This window comes from Dechloromonas sp. TW-R-39-2, assembly GCF_016864195.1.
Taxonomy (GTDB): domain Bacteria; phylum Pseudomonadota; class Gammaproteobacteria; order Burkholderiales; family Rhodocyclaceae; genus Azonexus.
In genome coordinates, this window is sequence record NZ_CP045202.1 from 3,253,028 (window position 1) to 3,270,028 (window position 17,001).

Below are 17,001 nucleotides of genomic sequence, written 5' to 3' on the forward strand. Positions count from 1 at the left end.
ATCGTAGCCTATCGAATACGACATCCAAAGGCCGAATTGGCATAGCTTACGTGGTCGAGAAGTGGGCTGTCAGGTAGGCCAGCGTGCCGGGAACAGGCTGTCCCGTTGCATCCCCTACCAAGAGATAGCATGCGTCGTTGAGGAGGTCTCCCATCATTTTTCCTTGTTGATCCCTCCATTCGCTCAAGTCCGGTGCCGAAGGTCCCATAAAAGTAAATTTTTCCAGCGTATTGCCATGAGCAAAGACATAATCCGAACCCACCTTCGGCTCGAACCGCAAGGCATCTGAGAGTCTGGGAACCCTGCGCAACGTTATCTTGGCCTGCTGCAGCGCAATTGCGTGCTGCATGTGCTCTTCCTCAGTATGGTAAATACAGATCGCAAGGTCGGGCCGCAGGCCCTTGTAATTTAGAAGCAGAGCCGTGCAGCTTTTGCAGGGGAAGCGTTCGGTATAAATGGCAACGGCGTTGACGCGCTTATAGCTATCAGATTGGGTTTTCTCAAGTCCATTAAGCAACTGGAATTCGGTGCAGTGACAACGACTCTCCGGAATACCTGGTGACAGCATGAGCATGGCATTGCTTGTATCAAACTCTTTTTTGGGAAACTTGCTAAATGCCGCCGCATCCCAATTAGATGAATTGGCAGCGTCGAGTGCCCACATAAAGGCAAAATTTCCGCCCTTATTGAACTTCGACTGTTCCCGCAGGCGTTCCACCATCGCCACCGCGCCCAGCAATTTGCTAAGGCGGACAAAGTGAACGAACTTGCTGGGCTGGCCAACCTTTATTTTCTGGTTTGCCAGTGCTGGCAGATCTTTGACCTTCTGCGAATTACTGTTTCCCACTGCGCCTGATTTGCGAGACATCTCACTCCCTCTTTATTGGGCATCATCTGCAGACCATGCCGTGTGCCTACTGGGTGGCGTTTTGTGCCAGACAGAGTGGCTCCTTTGGTCGGAATACGCGACAAACAGAGAATAAACAAAATGGACACTTCCCGCCGTTATTTGTCCATCAAAACCTCTCACGAATGGACTTTCGGCAAGGCTCGACCTCTTTGATTTACAACAATTTTGTGGCGTCCATTTTATTACAACTTGCACTTATGCGCGACTTCGACTACGAAATCACCCTGCTCACCGTGCGTGCCTGCGATGCAGCAGGCCAGGTGCAGACATACTTCTGCGAGCCGATCGGCCATATCCAGGTGGCCGGCGATTATGTCGAGTCGTGGCAACCGCAGCCGATGACGCCCGCCGCTTTGCAGCGCGCCCAGGAAATCGCCGCCGCCGTGACCGGCAATCTCGGCGGGCGCGGCCTGTTCGGCGTCGAACTCTTCGTCAAGGGCGACAAGGTGTGGTTCTCGGAGGTCAGCCCCCGGCCGCACGACACCGGGCTGGTCACGCTCTGCTCGCAACGCTTTTCGGAATTCGAACTGCACGCCCGCGCCATCCTCGGCCTGCCGGTCGACACCGCACTGTCAGAAGCCGGCGCCTCGGCTGTGATCTACGGTGGCATGGAAGCAACGGGCATCGCCTTTGAGGGGCTGGCCGAGGCACTGAGCGTGCCGCGCAGCGACCTGCGCCTGTTTGGCAAGCCTGAATCCTTCAAGAAACGCCGGATGGGGGTCGCTGTGGCGAATGGAAAAGATACCGACGAAGCTCGTCAGCGCGCCAAACTGGCCGCCAGCAAGGTCAAGCCGATTGCGGCCTGATTTCGGCGTTGACCGCGGCAATGCTCCGGTCAACCCACCCTAGATGAATTTTTGCCACAACCCGGCCTCGGGCGGCTGGCCGAAAACCAAACCGGCGCGGTTAGCCAGCTCCGGTATCGAAATCTCCTTGCGAACCTGCAGCAACAGGGGCAGATCGCGCTGAAAGGCGCGAATGATCTCCGGGTCGAAACGACTTCCGCTACCGGAAATGACCAGTTCGGCCGCTTTCTGCGGCGCATATGCCGGTCGATAAGGGCGCTCTGAACACAAGGCATCGAAGGTATCGATTACCGCCACGATCCGGCCACCCAAGGGAATATCCTCACCGCTCAGGCGCAGCGGATAACCGGAACCATCGAAATTTTCATGGTGCGACAGGGCGATTTCACCAGCCAGACGCAGCTCGACAAACCTCGCTCCGTCGAGGAGCTGGCTGCCCACCTGGCAATGCGCCTGCATCAAGACCCGGTCGGCATCGTTCAGCTCGGGCACTTGCCGCAAATGATCCGGCCAGCTGATTTCGCCGATATCGAGCAAAGGAGCGGCGAGCTGCATGGCATCGCAAAACTCCAGTTCGTACCCCATCGACACGGTGAGCAAGGCCGATAGCACACCCATGCGGGCAATTTTGGCGGCACCGTCGCCGGCCCGGTATTCGGCCATCAGCGCCAGGCGGTAAAGCGAGTCGGCATGCACCTGCCCAACCTCGCGCTGGCTGCCTTCCCGCTGGTATTTGAGCAGGGCAATATCCGCCACCATCCGGTGCATCTGGCTGTAGGCGCTGAGTTTTTCATTTTCAAGACGGTTCAGCGTTTCCAACATACCGGGGCGAGACTGCACCGGCGGAATATCGAGCAATGAATTGTCATCAAGGACGAATTCCGCATCAAACGGAAAGGCCACGTTGTTCTGTTTTAGGGCGGTCATCGAAAAGCTCCTTTATTGTGCGGTTTCAACCGGCGCGTCGTCCTGCCAGAGAGTCAATTCGCCGTAGGCCTTGGGTTGTTTGGTTGAAACCTCCTGAACCGGCACGGCGGCACTGTCGAGCGGCAACCACAGGGCAATCGTCGTCCCCTGCCCGAACTGACTGTCTACGCTGACAGAACCGTGCATGGCATCCATGATTTCCTTGACCAGCGACATGCCCAAGCCGGTTCCGGGAATATTGCCCGATGGATCGGCCCGGAAAAATCGTTCGAACAGGCGATCGGACTGTTCCGGCGTCATGCCCATCCCATGGTCGCGCACCACTACGCCGATCTGTTCCCCCCCACCCTGGATACGCCGGCTGACCGAAATTTCGATCGGGCCACCATCGGGCGAGTATTTGTATGCATTCGACAGGATATTGATAATCGCCTGTTGCAGCTTGGCCGGATCGATCGGCACGACAGCTTGGGAAGCCGGCTCGACAAACTGCATGCGACCGCGGTCGCCATCCACATTCAATGCTGCAATCGCATCATTGATCACCGGCACCAGCGGGTACGGCGCGATCTTGAAATCCTTGCCGGCCCTGGCCTCGATGCGAGCCAGGTCGAGTAGTTCATTGATCAGGTCGGTCAGCCGCTTGGCCTGGCGATTGATGGTTCCCAGCATGTCGCGTGTCCGCTCCGGCCCAAAATCGCGCAGCGTGAGCAATTCGGCAAATCCCATGATGCTGGCCATCGGTGTGCGCAATTCATGGGCGGCGGTCGACAAGAACTCGCTCTTCATGCGGTCGACTTCGGTTTCATGCGTCACGTCGCGCAGGTAGACCACGACCGAACTCCCTTCGCTCGGACTATGCCAGCTGACCTGCAGGACTCGCTGGCGTGGCTGCAGGATATGGATCAGGTGCCGCTCGTCACCCGTCTCATGGTGGAGATTGAGCAGATCGGGAAACCCTTGGGCTGGGTCGACACGCGAACGCAGCAACTCGATGAAGTCACGGGAAGACAAGCCGGATGCCTCGCCGGCCTTGATACCGGTCAGTTGTTCGAAGGCCCGGTTGATGAATGAAACGACGCCATCGTTGTTGAAATAGGCGATACCGTCCGGCGTCAGCGTCAGAATGACATCGAGCTGCCCCATCAGGGCGATAATCCGGTCGGATGCCTCGACCCGCTGCGTCACATCGACAATGCTGCCGACCATGCGCAAGGGCTGCCCACCCGCGCCGCGTTCGACCACGCGACCGTGGCTGGTCACCCAGATACGCCGGCCGTCACCGCGAATCATTTCATGCTCCAGCTCGTAATCCTCGGCTTCGCCATCAATGTGGCGGCGGATCGCGGCAAACAGGCGATCGTGCCACTCATCCGGCAAAAGGTCGGTAAACGAACTCAGGGGATGCGCCCCGACATAATTGGCCGGATCCAGCCCGAGCACCGCAGCCCAGCTCGGGCTGGTGATCAAGCTGTCGCTGACCATGTTCCAGTCCCAGATGCCTTCATGCAGCGCATCGATGGTCAGGGCCAGGCGGTTTTCACTTTCGACCAGCGCCTGCGTGCCCTCGATGCTGGCTGAAATATCGTTCTGAATCCCGATGTAGTGCGTGATGCGCCCACTATCGTCGAGCAGCGGCGAAAGCTGGAGCTCATTCCAGAACATCTGGCCATTTTTACGGTAATTGCGCAAAACGACCTTGCAACTCTCGCCGTTACGGATGGCCTGGCGCATCTGCCCCAAGGCAAAGCCCTGATCCTCATTACGTCCGCCCTGCAACATGCCGCAATTCTTGCCGATGACCTCGGCGGCGCTGTAGCCGGTAATCCGCTCGAAAGCATCATTGACATAAAGGATGGGCTGATGCGCGTACAACATATCAACGATGACGACCCCGCAGGAGCTTGAGGCCAGCGCCCGCTCGCGCAAACGCAACGATGCCTCCGCTTCGACGGTCGAGGTCACATCCTGAATCACGCCGGCGACACCACTCGGTGAGCCATTGGCATCCATGACCTGGTGGAAACGATCAAGCACCCAACGCTCGGCACCATCGGGACGAACAATGCGATAGCGCAGCTCGGTTTCGCCCTCGGCCGAAAGATTGTGCCTGGCCTCAAGCAACCGTTCGACATCCACCAGGCTGACCTGCTGTTCGAAAAACCCCGGATTTTCAAGAAAAGCCGAGGGCGGATGGCCGAATATCTTGGTCGAAGCCGGACTGATATAGCTGACCATCGAAAAGTCGATCGGCATCGAATAGATCACGTCATCAATATTGGCCAGAACGCTGGCCAAACGTGCCTGCGTACTGGCCAGCTCCTCGGTACGCAACAGAACCGTGGCTTCCTGATTTTCGTAAATCTGACGCAACGAAAAGACCATCTCATTGAACGCCGTTCCCATCCAGCCGATTTCATCGCGCCGCGTCACCGGCAACTGGCTCAGCCCGGAGGGACCGGCCCCGGCAATTTCCATGGCGTGATGACTCATTTCGCTGAGCGGACGAACCACGCTCTCGGAAATCTGGCGGCTCAGGTACAGCGCAATCAGCAAGGTCACCAGCGCCATCACCGCCGCAACCATTTTCATTTTCAGCAACGGGGCGTAGGCCACGTTTTTCGGCAATCTGACGGTCAACTTCAGTGGAAAGCCTTTTTCGGCGAGAACGCCATGCAATGTCTGTTCGACCATCAGCCAGTCGCCGTCACCTGCGGGAGCATTCGAAAATATCTCGCGACCGCTGGCATCCTGCAAGACAACGACCAGCGGCAAGCTTTCCGGGTTGTGCATGGTATTGATCACCCGTCCGGCAAGCTGCGACAGATCGACTTCCATGGCCAGAGCCCCTTCAGTAGACCCGGTCGCCTGATAACGCACCGGATAAGCACCGTCCAAGACAACCCGATTCCCCTCGGAGATCAGCTCGAACACCGCTTTTTCATGGCTCATGACGCTTTGCAAGGCGTTCTTTGCCACCGGCGGATGTTGCTCGGCAGAGGCGACCACCTGCCCCAGCGCATCCAGAAGTTGCAGGGAAAGCAGGTCGGGAAAGCCCTGGCGATGCTCCAACAGATAAGGGCGCAAATAGACCTGGCTGCCGACCGAGTCCGCCAGACCGTTGGCAACCAGGGTCCGGTGTGACAGCTTTTCGGTTTCGATCAGCAGGCGGTCCAGATCGGACTCGATACGTTGGGAGGTCAGGATGGCCATTGCCTCAAGATGCTGGCTGGCTGACTCCTGGACCAGGGAAAAGAGCTGCGGATACGTCAGTGTGGCAAACCCGACCAACAACACAGTCACCAGCAACTGGGTTTTCAGTTTGAACCGATTGGCCAGACTGCCCTCATACCAATCGAAAAACCGGGTGCTGCTTTGTAATAGTTTGGCAACGACAGGGGTGTTCATCGTCGCACCCCACTCAGTTCTTTTCTATCCGCGACAATCGACCATCGGGCTGATAGCGCGAAAAAAACAGATCGCGCTCGCGCAGGGCTTCATGATTGTCGGCCGTAAATGGTTTGTCGTAGCGTTTGACGACTCCCTCAAAACGCCCCAACTGCTCCATCGCTGCGCGTACTGCCGCACGATCGGCCGAGCCGGCTTTCTTGATCGCCAAGGCCAGCAGATGCGTCAAATCATAAGCATGGGCAATGCCGACAGGCGATGGAATGGTGTCCGGATGGCTCACCCCGAATGCTTTCTGGGCGGCACGAGCCAGCGCCTTGCCGGACTCATTGCGCGCCGTGCCGAAGCTGTATGTCTGGACAAGGACAAAATCGATTTTCTGCAGGCTGTCGCCACACAGCTTGGGGAAATCTCCGCCACTGACTCCCCAATGACTGATCACGGGCAGTTTCTGCGCATCCGGCAACTCGGCCAACCCACGCACCAGCTGGGAGCCTTCGCGTTCGTTGGCAACCAGGAAAATGGCCTGCGCCCCGGACTGGCGCAATGCCAGGTAACGCTCAATCAGGGTCGGATCGCCGCCCCAGTTGTACCACTCGGTCCCGCTGATCTCGACACCGGCAGCACTGGCCTGCGCCTTGAGCGCCTGTGCCGTACTGCGGCCCCACGAAATATTCGGCAGCAAGACGCCCAGGCGCGTCAAGCCACGGCTGCGCGCCTGACGCAACACCGCCGAGACAGCCATGCTGTCCGACAAGGAAAGACGAAAGGCCCAGTTGGGCGATTGCCCGTTCTGGGTCACGCCATCGGCTGCTGCCCAGGGGTCGAGCAGCACGATCTTGAGGGCAGGTAATTCCTTGACCTGCTCCAGCGCCACGGGGCTGAATTTTCCGGTCATCACGGCAACGACATCCGGCATGGCGGCAAAAGTCCGCAGATTTTCAACGCCACGCGCCGGCACCGAACGATTGTCGCGAACCAGCACCTCCAGCGGACGGCCATTCAGCACCCCGCCGCGTTGATTGATTTCCGCCACGGCTTGGGCAACCCCCAGACGAATCGCCTCATCGGAGGTACTACTCAGATCGCCAACTTCAAGATCCAGACCGATCTGTACCGGCTCGTTGGCCGCATGGACAATACCAGCCAGCATCAAAAAGGCGGCGGCGGTAAAACGACGCAATGCGAGGTTGCTTGTCATGATTACACCGGTTGGCGGTTGGATTTATCGAGCAAGCCATCGACCGTGTCGATCAACTCCAACGGACTGAAAGGCTTGGTCAGGTAAGCATCGGCACCGGCCTGGTGGCCCATGTCAAAATCGGCCTGCTGCCCGCGCGCTGTGAGCAAAACGACCGCAGTCTGCCGCAGAACAGGATCCTGCTTTATTTTCTGGCAGACCTGGTAACCGTCCAGACTGCCCGGCATCATCACATCGAGCAGGACCAGATGCGGACGCAGCGCCTTGACCATATGCCAGCCATTTTCGCCGTTGTCGGCCTCGTGAACTTCGCTGTTGCCAAGCTCCATGGTCATCTTGATCAATTTTCGGATATCTGCCTGATCCTCAATGATCAGAATTATTTTTCGTTCGCTCATGCTGTTCTCCCGATCGCTATTTACTTAGTTGCTATCTGTATTTGCGCGCTGACGCTGCATCAGGCGCATCAAATCCTGGGCGTAACGCCGTGCCTGCTCAGCATCCAGATTGGGCACCACCGCATCACCCGGTGCACCGGCCGGCAATTCAAGGACGAAGGCCGTAATTTCGTCGTCTTCTTCGCTCAGCTTCAGACTGCCGTGGTGCAGTTCGACAATCTGTTTGCACAGGGCCATGCCCAAGCCAAGACTCTGTAAAGGTTGCCCACCGGAAGCGCCTTTGGCTTGCTGAGAAAACGGCAGGTGACTGCGAGAGGCTGCCTGGAGCGGCAAGCCGCGCCCGTGATTGCGGATTTGCAAGCTGAGAAAATTGCCGTAGGGACGAGCCACCAGTTCAAGATCGGAACGAACCCGACAATGCTTCAGCATGTATTCAATGTAGCCATAAAGCGCCTCGACCAGCCAGTCACGGCTGCCGTAAATCACGGGCAGCTCCTGATTGAGGCCGTTCATGTTGAATTTGATGTTGCGCTCATCGAGCAGCGGGCGCAGCCGCCGAATCAGCGCAGAAACAAGATCGAGCACCTGGATCCGCTCGGCGGCAACAACCGGCGACTTGGCAAATATTTCGGCAAAGGAAGCCAGTTGAATCACACGGGAAGCGATTTCCTCACCCTGGCCGAGCACCTTGCGCACCTCTTCGGACAAGGCATAACGCGCATCGAGATCGGGCACGGTGGCAACCAGCAAGGCCCCCAGATTCTCCGAGAAGCGGCGCATCGGTTGAGCCAGTTCGACCGACATCAAATTGGCCAGATTGGTAATGATCGTGTCGAAGCGCGTCGCCTCGCTGACATTGCGCGCCACCAGCAGGTAGCCGCCGCCGACAGGAGATTCAAGCACCTTCAGCTTGAGCCGGTCACCCTGGCAGGTCTTGCCCGGCGCCTCGATTTCAAACTCCAGCGGTAACTTGACGTAGCCACGACCGAGCGCCGCGAGCTGGACCTGAACGCCCTCGATCCCGAGCGGTTTGCCGAGCGTCAGATTGAAGAGCGATGTCGCGGCGACATTCGAAAAACGCACCACGCCATCGGGCGACAAAATCAGCAAGCCCTGGTCGATGCTATCGAAAAGAATTTGCAAATTGGCCGACATGGAAGAACCTCGCTGCGCAGATGTTTATGACAAACTATTCGTGTTTTGTATTTTTGTCAATTTTATATTTATTATTGAACAACTCATTTTTGTTGTTTTATCGCGTAGACCGCAGCAATCCCCTGTCTGACATTTCTCCTCGTGGCGAACGAAAAAAAGCCGATGGAAAAACCATCGGCTTCAGTTGGCCCGGGTTGAAAATATTCAGCGCCGCTTGAGCAGCAGCCCGGACTCCAGATGATGCGTATAAGGAAACTGGTCGAACACCGCCGAAGCGACGATCTGGTGCGTCGCCTGCAAGGCCGCAACGTTTTCCTGCAAGGTTTGCGGATTGCAGGAAATATAGAGGATGTGCTCGAAGCCAGCGGCCAACGCCAGCGTCGTCTCATCCAGCCCGCTGCGCGGTGGGTCGACAAAAATGGTCGAGAAACGATAGCTGTCCAGATCGACATCCTTCATCCGCGTGAAGATTTCCTTGCCGGTCAGCGCATTGCTGATTTCATCGCTCGACATGCGGACCATCGCGGTGTTTTCAATTGCGTTGGCTTCAAGATTGTATTGCGCGGCATAGACCGATGATTTGCTGACTTCGGTGGCCAGCACGCGCTCGTACAACGGCGCCAGCGCCACCGTGAAGTTGCCGTTGCCGCAATACAGTTCGAGCAGGTCGCCGCCCAGCCCGGCCGCCTGTTTGCAGGCCCAGGCGAGCATCTGGCGATTGACCCCGCCATTCGGCTGGGTGAAGCTGCCTTCGATCTGTTTGTAGCGCAGCTGACGGCCGTTCAATTCAAACGCTTCGAGCACCCAGTCGCGGTCGACGACAATTTTCTGGCCACGACTGCGGCCGATCAGCTGGATGTTCAAATCTGCGGCCAAGGCACGTGCCGCCGCTTCCCATTCGTCGTCCAGCTTGCGGTGATAAATCAGCGTGACAAGCAACTCGCCGCTCAAGGTCGACAGGAAATCAATCTGGAACAAGCGATGCTTCAAGACCTCGTTGGCGATCAGACGATCGCGCAGGATCGGCATCATCGTGCAGATCGTTTCGCTGGCCACCGGGAAGGTATCGAGAATCACCGGCTGCTTCGGTCGCTCGGCATCGAACATGGCGTAATCGACCCGCTCGTCCTGATGCCACATGCGGAATTCGGCACGCATCCGGTAATGCTGTGGGGCCGAGCAGAAAACCTCGGGCTCGGGCAGGCCATAAGGGGCGAATGACTGCTTGAAGAGTTCAAGCTTGGCGGCCAGTTGTGCCGCGTACTGAGTGGGGTCGATGCCGGGAAGTGCCATGATGTCCGGGGAGGAAATGGGGAACCCAAAAAGCAAAATGGCCAGCAAATTTGCCGGCCGCTTCTCGCTTGTTTCCCTGACGAATCCGGCGTTTAAGCCAGCAAAATTAATTGGTTGCGGGAGCAGGACTTGAACCTGCGACCTTCGGGTTATGAGCCCGACGAGCTGCCAACTGCTCCATCCCGCGTCCGTCAGAGGTGCGCACTATCCAGCATGCGGAACCTTACGTCAAGCTTAATCGTAAAATATATTATTCGACGACATGCCATCCGTTTAAACAACTCAGACGCCGACCACCCGACTGGCTGGAAAACGTGCGGCAAAGCGACTGCCAACGCCCGGCGTGCTTTTGATATCGAGCAGTGCCTGATGGCGACTCAGCGAATGCTTGACGATGGCCAATCCCAGCCCGGTACCGCCGGCATCGCGCGACCTGCCGCGGTCGACGCGATAAAAACGCTCGGTTAGCCGCGGGATATGTTTGGCGTCGATCCCGATCCCGGTATCCTGCACGGCAAACTCGGCGCCCTGGGTATTGGCGCGCCAGCTGATCCGCACCCTTCCACCAGTTGGCGTATAACGCACGGCATTCGCCACCAGGTTGCCGAAAGCACTGACCAGTTCAGGCTCGGAGCCACGCAGGTCGCCCTGGCCGTCGGTTTCGATCACGATGCTGTGCCGCCCGGCCGAAAGCGCCTCGGCATCGCGCCGCAATTTATCGACGATATTGGCCATATCGACGATCTCACTCTCCGGCGGCGGCGCCGACTCGATCGAGGAAAGCGTCAGCAAATCCTGGACGATCGATTCCATGCGGCGAGACTGGTCAATCATCATGCCGAGGTAACGTGCCTGCTCGTCGCGGTCGACCTCGATTTCCTGCAAGGTTTCAAGGAAACCAGCCAGCACGGTGAGCGGGGTACGCAACTCATGCGAAACGTTGGCTACGAAATCGCGCCGCATGCGATCCAGCAAATCGGTCTGCGTCACATCCTTGATCTGCATCAGCCGGCGGTCGCCGGCATAGGGAATGACGAAAATCGAAAGAACGCGATCCTCGCTCCGCTCTGTTCTCAAGGTTAGCGGCCGCGAGAAATCGTTACTGCCGAGATAATTGACGAACTCCGGTTGGCGAACCAGATTGACGACAGGCTGCCCCCGATCCGTACGAATCACCAGGCCAAGCTGCATTTCTGCCGTCGTATTGCAAAACAGAATCAGATTATTGGCATCGAGCAGGACGACCCCGTCGGTCAATGCCTGTCCGGCCGCAATCAGCATGCTGATTTCGTGATCGCGCTGGGCCAGCTTGGTGCGCAAATCCTTTTCGTGGCGATAGAGACGGCCGAAAACACCATCCCAGGCACCTTCACCTTCCAGGCTGCTATCGACGACCGGTGACCGCGACCAGCGCTCCAGACGGGCGAAGTTGCGAAAGTGGAAAGCCAGTTGCAGCCCCAGGCCACAGCAAAAGACGGCCCAGCCAGCCCAATGGGCCACGAAATAGCCAACGGGCAGCGCCAGAAGCGCCGCCAGCAAAGCCAGCAAAACTGCCCGAATCAGTTGTGACGACACCCGGCTCAAGCTCCCCGGAAGCGGTAACCGGTACCGCGCACCGTTTCGACCCGTTCATGATGCCCGGAGGATTCAAGCGCGGCACGCAAACGACGAATGTGCACATCGACCGTACGTTCTTCGATGAAAACGTGATCACCCCAGACTTCGTCAAGCAACTGGGCACGGGTATAAACCCGCTCGGCATGCGTCATGAAGAAGAAGAGCAGGCGAAACTCCGTCGGGCCGAGTTCAATCGGCTGACCGCCGGCCAGCACGCGATGCGTTGCCGGATTGAGCGCCAGATCACCGACCTCGATCGCTTCACCGGCCAGATGCGGCGCCCGGCGGCGCAGCACGGCACGCACCCGGGCGACCAGTTCCTTGGGCGAAAACGGTTTGGTGACATAATCGTCGGCCCCGGCTTCCAGGCCCTGCACCTTGTCTTCTTCATGGACGCGCGCCGTCAGCATGATGATCGGCAACTCGCGGGTTCGCTCATCGGCCCGAATCTTCTTGGCCAGCGCTACGCCGGACTGGCCGGGCAGCATCCAGTCGAGCACGACCAGATCAGGCAAGGCAGCACGGATGGCAGACTCGGCTTCTTCCGCGCTACCGGCGCGAACGACGAGGAATCCGGCATGTTTCAGATTGATGACGACAAGTTCCTGAATGGCCGGCTCGTCCTCGACAACCAGAATGGTCGGTGTCACTTGGTGGACTCCTTGCCGGTATGGCGGATGTCACGACCTTCGACGACGAATACGACCTGCTCGGAAATATTCTTGGCGTGATCGCCGATCCGCTCGATGGCGCGGGCAATCGTGATGATGTCGATCGACGTGGTGATGGTGCGCGGATCTTCCATCATGTGGGTAATCAACTGGCGGATGATCGATTTGAATTCGGTATCGACATCGGAGTCGGCCCGGATGACATTGGTCGCCAGCGGCGTATCGAGGCGGGCAAAGGCGTCCAGCGCCTGACGCACCATGATCAGCGCCGCTTCGGCCAGGTGACGGATACCGACACCGTATTGCGAAGGCATGTGACCACCTTCATAAATACGGCGCACGCCCTTGGCGATCTTCTTGGCTTCGTCGCCGGCCCGCTCCAGATCGGTAACGATCTTGCTGATACCGAGCACCAGACGCAGGTCGGATGCGGTCGGCTGACGCTTGGCAATGATGTGGGCGCAATCGTCGTCGATCGCCTTTTCAAGTTCGTTAACCTTGCGGTCGGTTTCGACAATGGTCTTCACGCTGGCGATCTCGCCGGTCGTGTAAGCGTCGATGGCGGCAGAAACCTGGGTTTCGACCAGACCGCCCATCTGCAGCACATGGGTGCGCAGGCGGCTGAGATCTTCGTCGAACTGGCTGGAAAGGTGTTGGCTTTCGTTCATTTTTGTCCCCTGATTAACCCATACGGCCGGTAATGTAATCTTCCGTCCGCTTGTCTTGCGGCTTGATGAAAATTTCGTCGGTCTTGCCGAATTCAATCATTTCACCCAGGAACATGTAGGCCGTATAGTCGGAAACGCGAGCCGCCTGCTGCATGTTGTGGGTCACGATCAGGATGGTGACGCGCTTCTTCAGTTCATGCACCAGTTCCTCGATCGCGGCAGTCGCAATCGGATCAAGCGCCGACGTCGGCTCATCAAACAGCAGCAGTTCGGGATCGGTGGCCAACGCACGGGCAATGCACAGACGTTGTTGCTGGCCGCCGGAGAGATTGGAGGCCAGATCCTGCAAGCGATCTTTCACTTCATCCCAGATCGCGGCGCCCTTCAGGGCGTGCTCGACCTTGTCGTCAAGCATCCGCTTGTTGTTCTCGCCGCGCACGCGCAGGCCGTAGGCAACATTCTCGTAAATCGACTTGGGAAAGGGATTCGGCTTCTGGAAAACCATGCCGACGCGCATCCGGACTTCGATCGGATCGACATCCGGCGACAGCAGGTTGGTGTTATCCGGATAAAAACGGATCTCGCCTTCGTAGCGATTGCCCGGATAGAGGTCGTGCATCCGGTTGAAGCTGCGCAGGTAGGTCGATTTGCCGCAACCGGAAGGTCCGATCAGGGCGGTGACCTTCTTGTCGTAGATGGGCATGTTGATGCCCTTGAGCGCCTTGGCCTCACCGTAATAAAAATTGAGGTTGCGGGCTTCGGCCTTGAGGGCCGGGGTGTCGTGAATCTGCATCTGAGACTCCAGTTCGATATTCATTTTTTTGGTTTTCAGCAGGTCGACCGGGACATTGCCACGGTCACCCCTGGGTGAGTTCTTACCACTTGATGTTCTTGCGCAACTTGTACCGCAGGTAGATCGCGACACCGTTCATCGACAGCACCATGGCCATCAACACGAAACCGGCGGCGGCAGCGTTGATTTCAAAAGCCGGATCGGGGCGCGAAGTCCAGTTGAAGATCTGGATCGGCATCACGGTAAATGGTGCCATCACCCAATCGAACAAACCGGCGGCCGGTTCGCCCATGAACGGGGCTGGCGGCAGGAAAGCGATGAAGGTCAGCGCACCGATCGTGATGATCGGCGCAGTTTCGCCAATGGCACGGGCCAGGCCGATGATCACGCCAGTCAGGATGCCGGGCATGGCATACGGGATGATGTGATAGCGGCAGGTCTGCCAGCGCGTCGCACCGACCGCCATCGAACCTTCGCGGATCATCGCCGGAATGGCGCGGATCGCTTCGCGGGTCGACACGATGATGATCGGCAGGATCAGCAGCGCCAGCGTCAGGCCGGCCGAGAGGATGCTCTGGCCGAAACCGAACTGGTACACAAAGATGCCCAGCGCCAGCAAGCCATAAACGATCGACGGGACGGCGGCCAGATTGGTGATGTTGATTTCGATGATCTCGGTCAGCCAGTTACGCTTGGCATACTCCTCAAGATACAAACCGGCTGCGATACCCAGCGGCACGGCAGCCAGCCCGGTCACCAGCATGACCAGCAGCGAGCCGACCCAGGCCGACAGGATGCCGGCCTTGTTGGCGTGACGCGAAGCAAAGTTGAGGAAGAAGTCGAGCGTGAAACGTTCCGAGCCCTTCATTACCATGTCGGTAATCAACGCGACGATGACGACCAACGCCAGGGCCAGACAAAATACGCCCAGCGCCTTGAAAATGGTGTCGCGCAATTTGCCGCGCGCAATGACGGCGCGGATTTCTTCGGTAGTCAGCGGTTTCATTAATAGTTCTCCCGGTATTTAGCACGCAGCCACTGGCCGAGAATATTGAACAGCAAGGTAATCAGCAGCAGGGTCAGGCCGGCGGCAAAAATGGTCTGGTAACCGATCGAGCCATGCGGCAAGTCACCCAGCGCCACCTGAACAATGTAGGAAGTAATGGTTGCCGCGGGCTCCATTGGATTCCAGGTCAGGTTCGGCTGCATGCCGGCGGCAACCGCCAGAATCATCGTTTCGCCGACAGCACGGGAAATCCCAAGGATGTAGGAGGCGGCCAGTCCCGAGAGCGCCGCCGGGACGACCACGTGGATCGCTGTATAAAGGCGGGTCGAGCCCATGGCGTAAGCCCCTTCACGCAGGCTCATCGGCACGGCGCGCATGGCATCTTCAGAGAGAGAGGCGATGTAGGGAACAATCATGATGCCCATGACCAGGCCGGCTGAAAGCAGGGAGAAGCCCGGCAGTTCCGGGAAAACCATCTGCAGCAGCGGCGTCACGACAAGCAGGGCGAAGTAACCGAAAACGATGGTCGGGATACCGCCGAGCAGTTCGAGAATCGGCTTGGCAACCTCGCGCACCTTGCTGTTGGCGAATTCGGAGAGATAAATGGCGATCACCGTCCCCATCGGAATGGCGACAGCCAGTGCGACGAAAGAGGAAACCAGGGTGCCGGAAACCAGCACCATGATGCCGAAGTGGGCATCATCGAACAGCGGCGTCCATTGCGTGTCGGTCAGGAAATCGACGATGCTGACATTCGAAAAGAAATGGAACGACTCGGATACGAGCACGTAAACGATGCCGAGCGTCGTCAGGACAGAAATTGCCGCAGCACCGAACAAAACTGCTTCGATCAGCCGTTCCTTCCAGTTGCGCATGGCGTTGTAGGCCAGACGATCGCTGACCTGTGGCAGATCAGAAGCGTTATTTGCAGACATGGCGTGTGAATTCACAAAAAGAATTCCTTAAACAAGAAAGCCGGCCCCACCGGGGCCAGGCTTTCAGAGACGGGCGTTTGGCGCACCGGGTGAGACCTTACTTGGCTTCGCGACGCTGCAGCTCTTCGATGGTGATGCCGACTTCAGCATTGCCACCGAACACGGTCCCGACCTTCTTCTTGTTCACATGTTCCATGTTGACCGTGTAAGCCTTGGCCGGCAACGGCACGTACTTCACTTCCTTGGTCAATGCAGCGGCGTTCTTCATGTAGAACTCGACGAACTCGCGGATTTCAGGCTTTTCCAGCGACTTCGGGTTGATGTAGATAAAGATCGGACGCGACAGCGGCTGGTAGGAGCCGTTGATCACGGTGGCTTCGGAAGGCAGAACGCCCGGCTTGCCAGCCTTTTCGACGATAGGCACGGCCTTCAGCTTGCTGGTGTTTTCAGCGTAGTAGGCATAACCGAAATAGCCGATGGCGTTGATGTCGCGCGACACGCCCTGGACCAGGACATTGTCGTCTTCGGAAGCGGTGTAGTCGCCGCGCGAGGACTTGGCCTTGCCGACCAGCGCCTCGGTAAAGTAATCGAAGGTACCCGAGTCGGCACCGGCACCGAACAGCTTGATCGGCGCATCAGGCCAGGCCGGATTGACCTGGTTCCACTTGGTGATCTTGCCCTGGGCCGCCGGCTCCCACATGGTCTTCAGCTCATCCACGGTCAACTGTTTGATGAAGTTGTTTTTCGGGTTGATGACCACGGTCAGTGCGTCAAAAGCAACCGGCAGTTCAATGTACTGAATGCCGCTCTCTTTACAGACATCCATTTCCTTCTTCAGGATCGGGCGCGAGGCATTCGAAATATCGATTTCGCCACGGCAAAACTTCTTGAAGCCGCCGCCGGTACCGGAAATACCCACGGTCACCTTGATGGCGTTCTTCTTGGCTTTCTGGAACTCTTCAGCAACGGCTTCGGTAATCGGATAAACCGTGGAAGAGCCGTCAATCTTGACGACCTGGGCTTGAGCAGCCTGGGCGCCGAACAGGGCCACACCGGCCGCTGCCATGAATGAAACGAGGGTGGATTGCTTGAACATGGGGACTCCTGCACATAGTTGGAATAAACAACGACGCTCAGGTTAATCACCGATTGTTACAACCGGATGACAGCTTGTAATAATAGCCATCAGGCACCGCCAGAACCACTCAAATCC

14 protein-coding genes, 1 tRNA gene and 1 pseudogene are annotated in these 17,001 nt (G+C 57.8%); 1 reads left to right on the forward strand and 15 read right to left on the reverse strand.

Features of this window, described 5'->3' with window-relative positions:
- Positions 1-46 precede the first annotated feature (46 nt).
- Complete coding sequence (locus GBK02_RS15795) at positions 47-868, reverse strand: hypothetical protein (RefSeq protein ID WP_203467554.1); 822 nt, start codon at positions 866-868, stop codon at positions 47-49.
- A 245-nt stretch (positions 869-1,113) separates the two neighbouring features.
- Here GBK02_RS15795 and GBK02_RS15800 point away from each other — a divergent pair.
- A pseudogene (locus GBK02_RS15800) lies at positions 1,114-1,716 on the forward strand (ATP-grasp domain-containing protein); the annotation flags it as partial.
- Positions 1,717-1,755: 39 nt separating this feature from the next.
- Here GBK02_RS15800 and GBK02_RS15805 read toward each other — a convergent pair.
- From GBK02_RS15805 to GBK02_RS15870, 14 genes are all read right to left on the reverse strand, one after another.
- The gene (locus GBK02_RS15805) at positions 1,756-2,643 is read right to left on the reverse strand and encodes an HD-GYP domain-containing protein (protein WP_203467555.1); all 888 of its coding nucleotides are present in this window, start codon (positions 2,641-2,643) and stop codon (positions 1,756-1,758) included.
- A 12-nt stretch (positions 2,644-2,655) separates the two neighbouring features.
- Positions 2,656-6,051, reverse strand: coding sequence for a PAS domain S-box protein (locus GBK02_RS15810; protein WP_203467556.1), 3,396 nt, complete (start codon positions 6,049-6,051; stop codon positions 2,656-2,658).
- Positions 6,052-6,064: 13 nt separating this feature from the next.
- Positions 6,065-7,252, reverse strand: coding sequence for an ABC transporter substrate-binding protein (locus tag GBK02_RS15815; protein ID WP_203467557.1), 1,188 nt, complete (start codon positions 7,250-7,252; stop codon positions 6,065-6,067).
- Between the two features lie 2 nt (positions 7,253-7,254).
- A complete protein-coding gene (locus tag GBK02_RS15820) occupies positions 7,255-7,650 on the reverse strand; it encodes a response regulator transcription factor (RefSeq protein WP_203467558.1) in 396 nt (131 codons plus the stop codon).
- Between the two features lie 24 nt (positions 7,651-7,674).
- On the reverse strand, positions 7,675-8,805 hold the full coding sequence (locus GBK02_RS15825) for a sensor histidine kinase KdpD (RefSeq protein WP_203467559.1): 1,131 nt from the start codon (positions 8,803-8,805) through the stop codon (positions 7,675-7,677).
- Between the two features lie 204 nt (positions 8,806-9,009).
- Positions 9,010-10,098, reverse strand: a complete 1,089-nt coding sequence (gene trmA / locus GBK02_RS15830) for a tRNA (uridine(54)-C5)-methyltransferase TrmA (protein WP_203467560.1) — start codon at positions 10,096-10,098, stop codon at positions 9,010-9,012.
- A gap of 111 nt (positions 10,099-10,209) precedes the next feature.
- Positions 10,210-10,285: transfer RNA gene (locus GBK02_RS15835), tRNA-Met, on the reverse strand.
- A gap of 95 nt (positions 10,286-10,380) precedes the next feature.
- Positions 10,381-11,673: a phosphate regulon sensor histidine kinase PhoR gene (gene phoR, locus GBK02_RS15840; protein ID WP_239003075.1), complete on the reverse strand. Its 1,293-nt coding sequence runs from the start codon at positions 11,671-11,673 to the stop codon at positions 10,381-10,383.
- Positions 11,674-11,678: 5 nt separating this feature from the next.
- On the reverse strand, positions 11,679-12,365 hold the full coding sequence (gene phoB, locus GBK02_RS15845; RefSeq protein WP_203467561.1) for a phosphate regulon transcriptional regulator PhoB: 687 nt from the start codon (positions 12,363-12,365) through the stop codon (positions 11,679-11,681).
- Positions 12,362-13,054 (reverse strand): phosphate signaling complex protein PhoU, encoded by a 693-nt coding sequence (phoU, locus tag GBK02_RS15850; protein WP_203467562.1) that lies wholly within the window; start codon positions 13,052-13,054, stop codon positions 12,362-12,364. Before phoU ends, phoB begins: the two co-directional genes overlap by 4 nt.
- 13 nt (positions 13,055-13,067) lie before the next feature.
- On the reverse strand, positions 13,068-13,847 hold the full coding sequence (gene pstB / locus GBK02_RS15855) for a phosphate ABC transporter ATP-binding protein PstB (RefSeq protein ID WP_203469444.1): 780 nt from the start codon (positions 13,845-13,847) through the stop codon (positions 13,068-13,070).
- An 82-nt stretch (positions 13,848-13,929) separates the two neighbouring features.
- The gene (gene pstA / locus GBK02_RS15860) at positions 13,930-14,853 is read right to left on the reverse strand and encodes a phosphate ABC transporter permease PstA (RefSeq protein WP_203467563.1); all 924 of its coding nucleotides are present in this window, start codon (positions 14,851-14,853) and stop codon (positions 13,930-13,932) included.
- Positions 14,853-15,788 carry a phosphate ABC transporter permease subunit PstC gene (pstC, locus tag GBK02_RS15865; protein ID WP_203467564.1) on the reverse strand — a complete coding sequence of 312 codons (936 nt, stop codon included), beginning with the start codon at positions 15,786-15,788 and terminating at the stop codon, positions 14,853-14,855. Before pstC ends, pstA begins: the two co-directional genes overlap by 1 nt.
- A 97-nt stretch (positions 15,789-15,885) precedes the next feature.
- Positions 15,886-16,884: a PstS family phosphate ABC transporter substrate-binding protein gene (locus tag GBK02_RS15870; RefSeq protein WP_203467565.1), complete on the reverse strand. Its 999-nt coding sequence runs from the start codon at positions 16,882-16,884 to the stop codon at positions 15,886-15,888.
- Between the last annotated feature and the right edge of the window lie 117 nt (positions 16,885-17,001).

Coding starts and splice junctions, on each gene's coding strand:
- pstB (WP_203469444.1), bottom strand. CDS start 13,847: ATGCAGATTCACGACACCCCGGCCCTCAAGGCCGAAGCCCGCAACCTC.
- GBK02_RS15820 (WP_203467558.1), bottom strand. CDS start 7,650: ATGAGCGAACGAAAAATAATTCTGATCATTGAGGATCAGGCAGATATC.
- GBK02_RS15870 (WP_203467565.1), bottom strand. CDS start 16,884: ATGTTCAAGCAATCCACCCTCGTTTCATTCATGGCAGCGGCCGGTGTG.
- trmA (WP_203467560.1), bottom strand. CDS start 10,098: ATGGCACTTCCCGGCATCGACCCCACTCAGTACGCGGCACAACTGGCC.
- GBK02_RS15815 (WP_203467557.1), bottom strand. CDS start 7,252: ATGACAAGCAACCTCGCATTGCGTCGTTTTACCGCCGCCGCCTTTTTG.
- phoU (WP_203467562.1), bottom strand. CDS start 13,054: ATGAACGAAAGCCAACACCTTTCCAGCCAGTTCGACGAAGATCTCAGC.
- GBK02_RS15810 (WP_203467556.1), bottom strand. CDS start 6,051: ATGAACACCCCTGTCGTTGCCAAACTATTACAAAGCAGCACCCGGTTT.
- GBK02_RS15805 (WP_203467555.1), bottom strand. CDS start 2,643: ATGACCGCCCTAAAACAGAACAACGTGGCCTTTCCGTTTGATGCGGAA.
- GBK02_RS15795 (WP_203467554.1), bottom strand. CDS start 868: ATGTCTCGCAAATCAGGCGCAGTGGGAAACAGTAATTCGCAGAAGGTC.
- GBK02_RS15825 (WP_203467559.1), bottom strand. CDS start 8,805: ATGTCGGCCAATTTGCAAATTCTTTTCGATAGCATCGACCAGGGCTTG.
- pstA (WP_203467563.1), bottom strand. CDS start 14,853: ATGAAACCGCTGACTACCGAAGAAATCCGCGCCGTCATTGCGCGCGGC.
- pstC (WP_203467564.1), bottom strand. CDS start 15,788: ATGTCTGCAAATAACGCTTCTGATCTGCCACAGGTCAGCGATCGTCTG.